Annotated in this window: 13 protein-coding genes and 2 pseudogenes; 7 read left to right on the top strand and 8 right to left on the bottom strand. The window is 75.1% G+C overall.

Features of this window, described 5'->3' with window-relative positions:
• Window positions 1-49: 49 nt before the first annotated feature.
• Both ACZ8ZB_RS30810 and ACZ8ZB_RS30805 read left to right on the top strand, forming a co-directional pair.
• Complete coding sequence (locus ACZ8ZB_RS30810) at window positions 50-1,162, top strand: aminoglycoside phosphotransferase family protein (protein ID WP_470740876.1); 1,113 nt, start codon at window positions 50-52, stop codon at window positions 1,160-1,162.
• A 329-nt stretch (window positions 1,163-1,491) separates the two neighbouring features.
• The gene (locus ACZ8ZB_RS30805) at window positions 1,492-3,456 is read left to right on the top strand and encodes an N-acetylmuramoyl-L-alanine amidase (protein ID WP_470740875.1); all 1,965 of its coding nucleotides are present in this window, start codon (window positions 1,492-1,494) and stop codon (window positions 3,454-3,456) included.
• 56 nt (window positions 3,457-3,512) lie between these two features.
• On the opposite strand, the gene ACZ8ZB_RS30800 is transcribed toward ACZ8ZB_RS30805, so the two are convergent.
• From ACZ8ZB_RS30800 to ACZ8ZB_RS30785, 4 genes are all read right to left on the bottom strand, one after another.
• Window positions 3,513-4,010 carry a glycosyltransferase family protein gene (locus ACZ8ZB_RS30800; RefSeq protein ID WP_381230780.1) on the bottom strand — a complete coding sequence of 166 codons (498 nt, stop codon included), beginning with the start codon at window positions 4,008-4,010 and terminating at the stop codon, window positions 3,513-3,515.
• Window positions 4,011-4,067: 57 nt separating this feature from the next.
• Entirely contained in the window at window positions 4,068-4,670 is a 603-nt protein-coding gene (locus ACZ8ZB_RS30795) for a CGNR zinc finger domain-containing protein (RefSeq protein WP_470740874.1), read from the bottom strand.
• A gap of 164 nt (window positions 4,671-4,834) precedes the next feature.
• Complete coding sequence (locus ACZ8ZB_RS30790) at window positions 4,835-5,740, bottom strand: universal stress protein (protein ID WP_470740873.1); 906 nt, start codon at window positions 5,738-5,740, stop codon at window positions 4,835-4,837.
• 133 nt (window positions 5,741-5,873) lie between these two features.
• Window positions 5,874-6,116: a DUF397 domain-containing protein gene (locus ACZ8ZB_RS30785; RefSeq protein ID WP_470740872.1), complete on the bottom strand. Its 243-nt coding sequence runs from the start codon at window positions 6,114-6,116 to the stop codon at window positions 5,874-5,876.
• 261 nt (window positions 6,117-6,377) lie between these two features.
• Here ACZ8ZB_RS30785 and ACZ8ZB_RS30780 point away from each other — a divergent pair.
• Window positions 6,378-6,856, top strand: a pseudogene (locus ACZ8ZB_RS30780) (hypothetical protein); the annotation flags it as partial.
• On the opposite strand, the gene ACZ8ZB_RS30775 reads toward ACZ8ZB_RS30780, so the two are convergent.
• The 4 genes and pseudogenes from ACZ8ZB_RS30775 to ACZ8ZB_RS30760 all read right to left on the bottom strand — a co-directional run bounded on the left by ACZ8ZB_RS30775 (window position 6,774) and on the right by ACZ8ZB_RS30760 (window position 9,888).
• Window positions 6,774-7,352, bottom strand: coding sequence for a TetR/AcrR family transcriptional regulator (locus tag ACZ8ZB_RS30775; RefSeq protein ID WP_470740871.1), 579 nt, complete (start codon window positions 7,350-7,352; stop codon window positions 6,774-6,776). The pseudogene ACZ8ZB_RS30780 and the gene ACZ8ZB_RS30775 sit on opposite strands and share 83 nt — an antisense overlap.
• A 76-nt stretch (window positions 7,353-7,428) precedes the next feature.
• Window positions 7,429-8,997, bottom strand: a complete 1,569-nt coding sequence (locus ACZ8ZB_RS30770; RefSeq protein WP_470740870.1) for a phytoene desaturase family protein — start codon at window positions 8,995-8,997, stop codon at window positions 7,429-7,431.
• A gap of 39 nt (window positions 8,998-9,036) precedes the next feature.
• Window positions 9,037-9,306 (bottom strand): annotated as a pseudogene (locus ACZ8ZB_RS30765) (tetratricopeptide repeat protein); the annotation flags it as partial.
• 210 nt (window positions 9,307-9,516) lie between these two features.
• Complete coding sequence (locus ACZ8ZB_RS30760; RefSeq protein WP_371241449.1) at window positions 9,517-9,888, bottom strand: four-helix bundle copper-binding protein; 372 nt, start codon at window positions 9,886-9,888, stop codon at window positions 9,517-9,519.
• Between the two features lie 145 nt (window positions 9,889-10,033).
• Between ACZ8ZB_RS30760 and ACZ8ZB_RS30755 the strand changes: the two genes are divergently transcribed.
• From ACZ8ZB_RS30755 to ACZ8ZB_RS30740, 4 genes are all read left to right on the top strand, one after another.
• Window positions 10,034-10,411: a DUF6479 family protein gene (locus ACZ8ZB_RS30755; protein ID WP_470741620.1), complete on the top strand. Its 378-nt coding sequence runs from the start codon at window positions 10,034-10,036 to the stop codon at window positions 10,409-10,411.
• A 77-nt stretch (window positions 10,412-10,488) separates the two neighbouring features.
• Complete coding sequence (locus ACZ8ZB_RS30750; protein WP_470740869.1) at window positions 10,489-10,839, top strand: DUF8129 domain-containing protein; 351 nt, start codon at window positions 10,489-10,491, stop codon at window positions 10,837-10,839.
• A 204-nt stretch (window positions 10,840-11,043) separates the two neighbouring features.
• Window positions 11,044-11,550 carry a SigE family RNA polymerase sigma factor gene (locus ACZ8ZB_RS30745; protein ID WP_470740868.1) on the top strand — a complete coding sequence of 169 codons (507 nt, stop codon included), beginning with the start codon at window positions 11,044-11,046 and terminating at the stop codon, window positions 11,548-11,550.
• A gap of 11 nt (window positions 11,551-11,561) precedes the next feature.
• A complete protein-coding gene (locus tag ACZ8ZB_RS30740) occupies window positions 11,562-12,095 on the top strand; it encodes a cellulase (RefSeq protein WP_470740867.1) in 534 nt (177 codons plus the stop codon).
• The last annotated feature ends 125 nt before the right edge of the window (window positions 12,096-12,220 follow it).

The following is a 12,220-nucleotide window of genomic DNA, read 5'->3' as shown; positions in this document are numbered from 1 at the left end:
CCGGGTGGTGCGCTGACGTCGCAGGCACACGAAGGGATCTGTATCACCCATGTACGCAGCATCGTCCTCCGTGTCCGCCCCGCCCCGGCCGCTGCGCCCCCGTCCGTCGGACAGCGGCCCCTACCTCGCCCCCGCGCGCCCGGCGAACCCCGTGCTGGGCGCGGGCAACGTACGGCGTACCGCGGGACCGGGCACCCAGCCGCTCAGCGGGCGGCTCGACCTGTCCGGCCCGCAGGGCGCCCAACTGCGCACGGCGATCGCGTCGGTGCACCGCATCTGCCCGGAGTTCGCGCCGGTCCAGGTGCTGCGCCGCACCGGCCGGTCCGTCCTGCTGGTCGGCGCCACCGGCCGGAGCACCGCGGTCGCCAAGTGCTTACTGGACCACTCCCCCTCGTGGAGCGAGCGGATCCGCCATGAAATAGCGGCATACCGCTCGTTCGTCCGGCACCGCCCGCCCGTGCGGGTGCCCCGGCTGATCGCGGCGGATCCGGACAACGGCACGCTGGTGATCGAGCGGCTGCCCGGCCGGGTGGCGGCGCTCCAGCGGCACCCCGTGGAGGCGCCGCCGCGGGCGGACATCAGGGCGGCACTCGGCGCGATCTGCCGGCTGAACTCCTGGCGGCCGCCGGCCGGGACGTTCGACGCGCCGCTGGACTACGCGGCGCGTATCTCCCGGTACCACGAACTGGGCCTGCTCACCGACCGGGACCTGAGCGACCTGCAGAAGCTGCTGCACGGCATCGCGCTGGCGACCGGGCGGCAGGGCATGGGCCAGTTCTGCCACGGCGACGCCCTGCTGTCGAACATCCTGATCTCACCGGCCGGTCCGGTGCTGGTGGACTGGGAGCACGCGGGCTGGTACCTGCCGGGCTACGACCTGGCGACGCTGTGGTCGGTGCTGGCGGACGCGCCGGCGGCGCGGCGTCAGATCAGCCAGATCGCCCAGTCGGCCGGCCCCGCCTCACGGGACGCCTTCCTGGTGAACCTGATGCTGGTGCTGACCCGGGAGATCCGCACGTACGAGGCGGCCGTACAGCGCTCGATGCAGGACACGTCCCCCGCGGCCCCGACCGGCGAGGAACACCGTCTGCTCCTCCGCCGCCTCCACGACGACTGTCAGCTCGCCCGCCGAGCAGTACGCGCGGCGGTGGGCACCCGCTGACCCGCCGAACCGCCCGTGGTGGGGGGAGGAGCGCGGGCTGCCCGCGCCCCTCCCCCCACCACGGGCAATCGTGCCGCTGGGGGGTGCCCCTCCGGGGGAGGCGCCCCGCAAGCGCCGGGCCGCGCAACACCCCGCCCCGCGCCCTTGGCGTACACCACTGACGCACCGCAGGCCCCGGCCCCGCCGCCACGGAATTCCCGCACACCCTGATTGACAAGGCGATCCGCGCCTCTCTGGGCATGATTGACGGATCATCGGCCGACCGGTACGACTGACGCACCGCTCGGCCCCGTCCGGCGCACTGTGTCCGATCGTCCCAGGAGGCTGCATTGCGAGAACCCTCCGTCGAGCCCCGCCACGCGGCCGGGCCGCCGAGACGCGCCGCCCGCGGTGCCCTCCGCGCCCTCGCCGCGGCCGCGCTGACGCTGCCGCTGCTGGGCGCGACGCCCACCCCGGCCCCTCCGGACGACACCCGGCTGCAGCACGCGTTCGCCACCGCCGCCGCCCGGTACGACGTACCGCGGAGCGTGCTGCTCGGTGTCTCCTACCTCCAGTCCCGCTGGGACGCCCACGGCGGCGCCCCGAGCGTGACCGGCGGCTACGGACCGATGCACCTCACGGACGCCCGCGCCGCGCTCGCCGCCTCCGACCACCACGCCTCCGGCACGGAGGATCCGCGCGGCGACGAGGCGCGCCCGCCGAAGCGTCCCGGGACACGAGCGGCACGGACCGGGAAGCTGCCGGACCGGCTCACCACACTGCCGGAAGCCGCCCGCCTGACCGGCCTCGACCCCGAACGCCTGCGTGAGGACCCGGCCGCGAACGTGGCGGGCGGCGCCGCCCTGCTGGCCGAGGCCCAGCGCCGGCTGGGCGGGCCGAGGAGCGACGACCCCGCGGACTGGTACGCGGCGGTCGCCCTCTTCTCCGGCGCGGACGACACCGCGTCGGCGGCGGCGTACGCCCATGACGTGTACGAGGTGATCCGCGCCGGCGAGGCACGGGTCACGGACGCCGGACAGCGGGTGGCGCTGGACGCCCGCCCGGACCTCGCACCCGACACCGCGGCGCTGGAGCGCGCCGGTCTGCGCACCGCCTCCGCCGCCGGGACGGAGTGCCCGAGGACGGTGTCGTGCGAGTGGATCCCGGCGCCGTACGAGGAGTTCGGCGACGGCGACTACGGCAACCACGACCTGGGGAACCGGCCCGCCTCGCAGCGCATCCGGTACATCGTCGTCCATGACACGGAGGGCGCCTGGGAGGGCGTCCTCGACATGGTGCAGGACCCCGCCTATGTGTCCTGGCAGTACAGTCTGCGCTCCACGGACGGCCACATCGCCCAGCATGTGAAGGCGAAGGACGTCGCCTGGCACGCGGGCAACTGGTACGTCAACGCGGGGTCGATCGGTCTGGAGCACGAGGGTTTCCTGGCGCAGCCCGACGCCTGGTACACGGAGGCGATGTACCGGTCCTCGGCCCGGCTGGTGAAGTACCTCGCCGAGAAGTACGACATCCCGCTGGACCGGCAGCACATCCTCGGCCACGACACGGTGCCGGGGACCACCGCCGCCACCATCCCCGGCATGCACACCGACCCCGGCCCCTACTGGGACTGGCGGCACTACTTCGAACTGCTGGGCAGGCCCCTGAAGGCCACGGCCGGCAAGCACGCGGGCATCGTCACGATCCGGCCCGACCACTCCGCCAACCGACCGGTCTTCACTGGCTGCGAGACCGCGGGCGAGCCGTGCGCCGCCCACGGGTCGAGCGCGGTGCGGCTGTACTCCGACCACGACGAGGACTCCCCGCTGATCAGGGACATCGGCCTCGGCTCCGCCCCGACCACCGGGGTGAACGACCTGTCCTCGCGGGTCTCCACGGGTCAGCAGTACGCGGTCGCCGACCGCTGGGGCGACTGGACCGCGATCTGGTACCTCGGCCAGAAGGCCTGGTTCGAGAATCCGCGGAAGCAGCCCACCGCGGTGCCTGCGAAGGGCACGGTCGTCACCCCGCGGAAGGGCCTCGGCCCGGTTCCGGTGTACGGGAGGGCGTACCCGGAGAAGGCCGCCTACCCGGAGGGCGTGCCGGCCCAGGCGGTGTCGCCGCTGCCGTACACGGTGCTCGAGGGCCAGAAGTACGTGACCGGGGGCAAGGTGCCCGGCGAGTACTACTACGCGGTGACCTTCGACGCGGCGTCCCACCGGGTGGTGCGGGGCGAGGACCTGTACTACGAGATCCAGTTCGGCCACCGGGTCGGCTTCGTCCGGGCGGCGGACGTGACGGTGACGTCGTCGTGAGGACGGGGAGGACGTAGCGGGAGGGCCGGGTTCCCGCGGAACCCGGCCCCTTGTGTTCAGCCCTGCTGGAACAGCTCCGCGGGCAGCGGCTTGAGGAGGGCGTACAGGTCGTCGGTGATCGGGCGGTCCCAGGCGGCGATGGTCACCAGGACGTTGTCGCTGCGGTCGAACTGCACGCAGGAGATCCGGCCTTCGGAGAGCTTGACGCGGCGCACGATCAGCAGGTTGTCGCCCTGCATCACCGGCACGTCCTCGGTGCCGACGACGGTGATCTCCTCGTCGTTCTCCAGCGCCAGCAGCAACTGCCCGACCTCGAAGGGGACCTCCCCCTCCGGGAGGTCCCGGGCCGGGGAGCCCTCGGGCAGATTGCCGATGACCATCGCGGGGCCGCGGCCGCCGAACAGGTCGTAGCGCAGGAAGACGCCCTGACAGCTTCCGTCGGGGGCGGGCAGCAGCCCGGCGCCCAGGTTGCCGGGCCAGTCGCCCGGGTCCATGGCCAGTACGTCGAAGTCGGGCCCGGCGGGCGTGGCACTGCGGCGGCGGAGGAACGACATGCCGCCATGGTACGTGCCCGGCCCCGGGTCCGGACGGTCGGGCGAGACCCTCCCCGGCTACCCGGACCGCCGGTGCCGCTCGTGGTGGCGGGCCACCCGGGCGCGGTTGCCGCAGGAGGGCTTGCACCACTCCTGGCGCGGGTGTTCCTTCAGGAAGTAGCGCACGCAGCGGGGGGCGTGGCAGGCGCGCAGGCGCTCGCGGTCGGGACCGGCGAGGAAGGCGATCGCGGCCTGGGCGAGTACGGCGGTCAGGTCCTGCCCGCCGTCCGGGACGGGGCGCCGGCGTACGGCGGGGCCGTGTCCGTCGGACCACTCCAGGACCGGGACGGTGGGGGTGCGGGCGGCGGCGGCGTTCAGGCGCCGCAGCGCCTCGGGAAGGGGCAGCAGACGGGTCGCGTCCGCGGGGCTCGGGTCGGCCGGGCGGACGGCGTGCGCGAAGAGGGTGCGGACAGCGGTGCGCAGGTCGCGGACACCGGCGAGACCATCGGCGTCGGCGACGTAGCGTTCCGCACCGGCCAGCGCCTCCGGGCGCGCCCGTACCCAGCCGGTGAGCCCGGCGGGATCGGCCAGGTCGTCGGCGACTCCGCCGTTGCCGTCATGACGGATGGTGAGGGCGAGGTCCAGAACGAGGTGGGCGTCCGCGATGATCGAGTCCCGCATGCGGCTAATGATAGACCCATATGCACCCATTAGCCGCCTCGGCTGCGGGCAGCCGCGCCTCCCCGGAGCCTCGAAGCCCTGGGAGGTGCCCTCCCGGGGAGGCGCCCCGCGGGCGCCTAGCGGCGCGACGCCTGCCCCGCCCCGGCTCGACCGGCCCCTCCGGGCTACTCCTCCGGTGCCGCCGGGGGGATCACCGCGACCGGACTCACCGCGTGGAGCAGCACCGCCTGCGTCACCGACCCCATCATGCGGGCCGGCGCCAGCAGCCGACGGCGATGACGGCCCACGACGACCAGCTCGGCGTCCCGCGACGCCTCGACCAGCCGGCCTGCCGCGTCCCCGGGCAGCACGTCGACGCCGGCGGCGACCCCGGGATGCCGCTCCCGGTGCGGGGCGAGGAAGCCGTCGGCCAGAAGACGGGTCTCGTGCTCGACGGCGTCCTGGTCGATCTGCGGCGGGGGCGTCTCCCCGGGCAGCATCCAGGTCTGCAGGGGCCACGGATAGGCGGCGAGGACCCGCAGCCGGGCATCGCGCGACGCCGCCTCCGCGAAGGCGAACGCGAGCGTCGCCTCGTCGGGGCTGTCGGCGTTCAGGCCGACCACCACGGGCCGGTCGGGCCCGGCCGGCGCCCCCTGCCCGCCCCCGTGTCCGGGCCGGGGCACGACGACGACCGGGCACTCGGCGTCACGGGCCGCGGCCAGGGAGTTGGAGCCGAGCAGCAGACTGGCGAAGCCCCCGCGGCCCCGGGAGCCGAGCACCAGCAGCCGGGCCGTGGCACCCGCCTCGGGCAGCAGCGCTCCCGGCGCGCCCTCCAGCGCGACGTACTCGACGTCGGGAAGGCCGCCGCTCCACCGTGCCAGATGGTCGCGGACCTGGTCGAGGACCGGGTCCTCGTCCGGGTCGGGCGGCCCGGCCGCCAGTACCTCGGGCTGCGTCCAGGGCGCGTACTGGCGCACGTGCACGATCCGCAGCGGGGCCTCGCGCCGGCGTGCGGCGTCGAGGGCCCATTCCAGGGCGCGCAGACTGCCGTCCGATCCGTCGACCGCCGCGATGACCGGCTGGGTGTCCATGGTTCCTCGCCTCCGGGATACGACCTTCGCCCTTCGCCTTCCCCGCTCGGCCCGGCTCAGGTGCGGGCCGGGGGAGGCACTTCGGATCGCGTGTCCGGAAAACCGCGCGGAACACCCGCTGCGGCGACGCCGCTCAGGTCAGGTCGAACTCCCCCTCCCGGGCTCCCGACACGAACGCGCCCCACTCGGCGGGGGTGAAGATCAGGGAAGGGCTCTGCGGACTGCCACTGTTGCGCATGGCGATGAAGCCCTCGACGAAGGCGATCTGGACATCGCCCAGGCCACGGCTGCTGGACTGCCACTGCGCGTTGCTGAGGTCCAGCTCCGGCTTGTCCCAGCCCGCGAGCGGGCGCTGCTGGGTGGTGCTCTCGGCCACGTCCGTGCTCCTCCCGATGACGTCGTCCGCGGGCCAGCCTAGCGATCGGTTCCCGCCCCCGACAGGCCGCGACGAGTACCTTTCCGCGAGGACCCGGGGCAAACGGAGCGGACCGGGACGGGACCCGGCCGCACCCGGGGAGACCGCCGGGGGGCGCACCGCCGGGCCGGTCCGGCCTGCGGCGCCGGTGGCCGCGCACGACGCGCGGAACGCCGGCGCGGGAAGGAGCGCAGGCCGTGCTCCTGCCCGGCGGGGCGTGGCCCGACCTGTCTGCCGCCGGGGACCGCCCGGGTGTTCCGGCCGGTGGAGAAGGCGACCGGCCGCAGCGACGACATGGTGATCCCGCGCGGGGTGAACCTCTTCCCACGCGGATCGAGGAGATCGTGCCGCGCACGCCGGGCGTGGCACCCCGCCTCCGGCTCCGCCTCACCGCCGAGGGCCGGATGGACTCCCTCACCGTCCGCGCGGAGGCCCGTCCCGGCACGGACTCCGCGACGCGGGACGCGGCCGCCCGGTCGGTCGTGGCGGCGGTGAAGGACGGCATCGGGGTTTCGGTGGACGCGGGGATCGTCGCCCCGAAGACGCTGGAGCGCTCGGTGGGCAGGATCCGGCGGATCGTGGACCTGCGCGGGAAGCCGGACCGACGGCCCGTCGCGGCTACTCGGCGGCGACGATCCGCTCGACCGCGGCCGTCACCAGCCGCTCGCGCTCGTCCGGGCCGAGGACGTCCGGCAGGGTGAGTTGCTCGACGATCAGCCAGTTCAGCGCCAGGTACAGCAGTCTGACGGCCGTGGCGTCGCCGGGCAGGCCCGACCCCTCGTGATAGCGGACGTTGGCCTCGACGTCGGCCCGGACCCGCTCGGTGAGCACCTCGCGCAGCCCGGGACGGCGGGTGGCCTCCAGCCGGAGTTCGAGCAGGGCGAGGTATCCGGTGCGGAAGGCGGCGACACGGCCGACCGCTTCCCGCATCAGCCTCGCGTAGGCCTCCCTGTCGCGCCCGGCGGCCCGCTGCCGGGCGATGAGCTCCTCGTCGGGCTGCAGCCGCTCGTAGACCCGGGCGCCGGCCTGGGTGAGCAGGTCGTCGCGCGAGGAGAAGTAGTTCGACGCGGTGCCGACGGGCACGGCGGCCTCGGTGTCCACCGCCCGGAACGTCAGCCCCCGGGCGCCCTCGCGGGCCAGCACCTCGATCGCGGCGTCCACCAGGGCGGCCCGCCGCTGCTCGTTCCGTCTGACCACTGCCACCACTCCGCCCGCAGCACTACCGGATACCACTTCATTCAGAGTACTGCACTCGGAGTTCTCCGTCGGCGCGTCACGCCTCCCCTGACTCCAGCACCGCCATCGCCGCGTTGTGTCCCGGTACTCCGCTCACCCCGCCGCCGCGCACGGCGCCCGCGCCGCACAGCAGGACGTTGGCGTGCCGGGTCTCCACGCCCCAGCGGCCGGTGCCCTCCTGGACGTAGGGCCAGGACAGTTCGCGGTGGAAGATGTTGCCGCCGGGCAGTGCGAGGTCGCGTTCCAGGTCCAGCGGGGACCGGGCCTCCAGACACGGGCGGCCGTCGGCGTCGGTGGCCAGGCAGTCCGCGAGGGGTTCGGCCAGGTGGGCGTCGAGCTGCGCGAGCGTCGACTCCAGGAGTTCCTCGCGTACGGCGTCGTTGTCCCGCTCGAACAGCCGCGCGGGGGTGTGCAGTCCGAACAGGGTGAGGGTCTGGTAGCCCCGGGCGGCCAGGTCCGGACCGAGGATCGTGGGGTCGGTGAGCGAGTGGCAGTAGATCTCGGAGGGCGGGGCGGCGGGCAGCTCACCGGCGGCGGCCCGGTCGTACGCGGCGGCCAACTGCCCGTACCCCTCGGCGATGTGGAAGGTGCCGGCGAACGCCTCGCGCGGGTCGACGGAGGTGTCGCGCAGCCCGGGCAGGCGCGTGAGGAGCATGTTCACCTTGAGCTGGGCGCCCTCGGCGGGCGGCGGGGGCGTGTCTTTGGTGAGCCTCGCGAGTTCCTGCGGGGAGGCGTTCACCAGGACGTGCCGCGCGGCGGCGACGCCCTCGCCGTCGGCCGTGCGGTGGGTGACCTCGGCGGTGCGGCCGTCCGTGTCGACGCGCACCGCCTCGTGACCGGTGGCGATGACCGCGCCGGCGGCGCGGGCGGCGTCGGCCAGGGCGTCGGTGAGGGCGCCCATGCCGCCGACGGGGACGTCCCAGGCGCCGGTGCCGCCGCCGATGACGTGGTAGAGGAAGCAGCGGTTCTGTTTCAGCGAGGGATCGTGGGCGTCGGCGAAGGTGCCGATGAGGGCGTCGGTGAGGACCACGCCGCGCACCAGGTCGTCGGCGAAGCGCTCCTCGACGGCGACGCCGAGGGGTTCCTCGAAGAGGGTCCGCCAGGCCTCCTCGTCGCCGACCGTGCGGCGCAGCTCCTCGCGGGTGGGCAGCGGTTCGGTGAGGGTGGGGAAGACGCTGCGGGCGACGCGGCCGGTCATGTCGTAGAAGCGCCGCCAGGCCCGGTACTCGCTCTCGGAGCCGGTGAGCCGGGCGAACGCCTCGCGGGTGCGCCGCTCTCCGCCGCCGACGAGCAGCCCGGTGGGCCGTCCGCCGCGTTCGGCGGGGGTGTACGAGGAGATGGTGCGGGTGCGCAGCCGGAAGTCGAGCCCCAGCTCCCGGACGATCTTCCGGGGCAGCAGGCTGACCAGGTACGAGTACCGGGACAGCCGTGCGTCGACGCCGGTGAACGGGCGGGTGGACACCGCCGCCCCGCCGGTGTGGTCCAGCCGCTCCAGCACCAGCACGGAGCGCCCGGCCCGGGCGAGGTAGGCCGCGGCGACGAGGCCGTTGTGACCTCCGCCGACGATGACGGCGTCGTACGTCCGGGTTCCCTCGGATGCGGTCATGGTTCTTCGTAGCACATCCCGGCCGCACCGGCCGGGGTCTCAGGTCCCGTCGGCCGCCCACCGCCGCCGCGGCGCCGCCCGGCGGTACAGCTCGACCGGCCCCGCGCCGCGGCCCGGCCGCTCCGGGCAGTGGGCCTCGCCGTCGCGGGCGGCGAGGGTGTCGGCGTGGTCGGCGCCGAGGACGCGTTCCCGGGTCTCGGCGACCCGCCGGTACTCGGTCAGCGCGTCCGCCCAGCGGCCCGGCCGGCCCAGGCCCGCGGCCACCTCGCGGCGGCTGACCAGGGTGTCCGGGTGGTCGGGGCCGAGGACTCACTCGCGCCCGCCACACCTCCCCCGTGCCGCCGCGTCCGATCCGGTCGAGCAACCGGCAACGGCCGTGGATCAGCCTGCTCTCCCCCATTTGCGGTGCCCGCCCCCGTCGCAGTCCGCCCCGCCCTCCCCCGGCCCGTCCGGTACGGCGACGACCCGCCCGAGTGTGCACGGTGCCGCGACGCCCGGTCCGCGTCGCTCACCGGCGGGTCAGTTCAGGGTGGCGAGGAACTCCGTGCAGGCCCGTGCGCAGGCGCGGCACGCCTGTGCCGTCTCCTCCGCCCCGGAGTAACCGTCGAACACCTGCGCGCTCTCCAGGCACACCTGACGGCACCACTCCACCTGGACGCGGATGGTCGCCTCGTCCACCTGGTTCTGTTCGGACAGCACCCGGCAGGTCGCGTCGCAGACCTCCGCGCACATGATGCCCTTGCGTCGTACGAGTTCCTGGTTCTCGGTGCCGTCCGGGTCCACGAGGCTCGCCCGCGTCGCGCAGGACCGCGCGCACTCAGTGCATGCCTGGGCGCACGCGAAACGGTCCTCCAGGAACCGGAACAGCTCTTCCTGGGATGTCGTCGTCACACTGCGCGGGTAGCCGCCGCCGGGGGCGGTCAAACCCGGTGCCCGCAAGGGTTCCCGCGGTTTCCGGGGGTTCGCGCCGGACGCCCGCGCGGCACGGGGAGGCGAACGGGTTGGCGGCCGGGACCGGGGGTACCCGCGAGCCATGATGAACACCGCGTGGATGGAAACGGCCGACCTCGCCGTGGGCCGCGGCGCCCTCGGTGCGGGGCTCGTGGTGGCGGGTGTGGTGGTCGTGGCGCTGCTGATCGGCATGTTCGCCCTCGGCAGCCGCCGGGTCAGGAAGGGCGAGGTGCACCGGCCCGGCCCGGAGGAGCAGCCCCGGATGCCCGAGGGCGGCCCGGTCCGGGAGACACGGGAGCGGCGGGAGCCGGACGAGGTGCCCAGGAGCGACGAGCGGCTGCTGCCGCACGAGCTGAAGGGCCACGGCAACGCCGGCAGCCGCACGAGCGCTTCGCAGGAGCGGCCCCGCTGGGACGGGGACAGCAGCGGGGCGTTCGGCAGCGGCGGACCCGGCGGCCGCTGACCGGCCACGGACCGTCCCGCGCCCCGTCGGCCCGACGACGGCGGGCCGGCACCGTCGTACACAGGGAAGTGAGAACCATGGCAGATCCCGCCCGCAACACCCTGCCGCTGCCCGATTACGACCATCTGCCCATCGGCGGGCTGGAGAGCCGGATCCGCTCGCTGTCCGCCGGCGAGGTCGAGGAGCTGCTGGCCTACGAGCGGTCGCACGCCGACCGGATCCAGGCGACCCAGCTGCTGACGGCCCGGCTGGAGCAGCTGGACGCGGGTGCCGAGCCGACGTCGGGCGACCCCGGCGCGCTGCGCCCCGAGCAGGGCGCCGGCCGGGGCGGGTCCCCCGTCTCGCCCGCCACCTCGCCGCAGCCGTCCAGCCCGCCGCCGCACGGCACCCCGGACCAGCGGGGCAAGCCGAAGGGTGACCGTACGTAGGCAGGACCGGTCGCCGCCCCCGGGGGCGGGCCGTACGTCCGTCGATCGCCGTGAGGCGGTCTCGGGCGTACGGCCCGCCCTTTCGCGTGTCCGGGGCGGGCGCGTGCGAGGTGAGGTGGATCACAGTGCTCGGGTGCATCGTTTCGCCGGGTCATGAGTCTTTGTCTCAGGTGTAAGGGGTTGTTCGGACACGGGGCGGTGGGGATGGAGCGGTTTCGGGTGGACGGCTTCGACGAGTTCGTGGCTGCCCGCTGGTCGGCGCTGCTCCATGTCGCGCGGCTGCTCGCCGGCGGCGACCGGCAGCGCGCCGAGGACCTCGTCCAGGAGGCCCTGGTGAAGCTGTGGTTCGTCTGGCCGAGGGTCGCCGAGCAGGCCCCGGAGGCGTACGTGCGCCAGGTGCTGGTGCGGATGGCGGCCCGTTCGGCCCGCCGGCGCTGGTGGGGGGAGCGTCCGGTGGGCGAACTGCCCGACCGGGCCGGGCCCGGCGACGTGTCGTCGGCGGTCGCGGAGCGCTCGCGGCTGGAGGCCGCGCTGGCGCTGCTGCCGCCCCGGCAACGGGCCGCGGTGGTGCTGCGTTACTGCGAGGACCTGCCCGAGGGCCAGGTGGCGCAGGCCCTCGGGTGCCCGGTGGGCACCGCTCGCTCCCACGCGTCGCGCGGTGTGGCGCGGCTGCGGCAGATCCTGTCCGACTCCGTCAGGCCCGTGGGATGAGGGGAGAAGCGATGGACGACTTCGAGCGTGAGCTGTCGCGCATGATGCGCGACAGCCGGCAGCCGGCTCCCTTCCGGTCCGAGCACCAGGAGCGGCTGTACGAGGGCATCCGGGTCCGCCGCCGGTCCCGGATGCTGTGGCGGGCCGGCGGTTCGGCCCTCGCGGTGGCCGGACTGAGCGTCGGGCTGGCCCTGCTGCCCGGCGCCGACTCCCGGTCGCTGCCCGCCGACCGCGGGCCGCTGCCGGCGACCGTTCCGACGCCGCCCCCGGGATCCACGGCACCCGCGACGTCCGCACCCAGTGCGGACCCGAGCGTGTCGCGGCCGCCGACGAGCACGTCCGGGACCGCGGACGCCGGTACCACGCCGCCCGGGCACGGCGGCACGCCGGCCCCTCCCCCGCCGTCCGCCACGCCGGGCGCGACCGGGCGGGACCCGACGGCGCCACCGCCGGTCACCACCGTGCCGGCCACCGCCGCGTCGCCCACTCCGCCGACGCGGCCGCCCTCCGCCACGGCCGACGGGGAGCCGCCCGGCAGCGGTTAGACCGCACCGCCGTCCCCGCCCGCGGGCGAAAGCCGCCCCGGGCCGTGTCCCCGACCATCACCCGGGCGCATCCGGCCTGCCCGCACCAGGGCCCCCGTCATGCCGTACGCCGGAGAGAGACCGTG

The organism is Streptomyces sp. 12E (assembly GCF_055633275.1).
The sequence above is the reverse complement of the archived record's forward strand: the minus strand, read 5'-3'. Positions and strand labels throughout refer to the sequence as shown.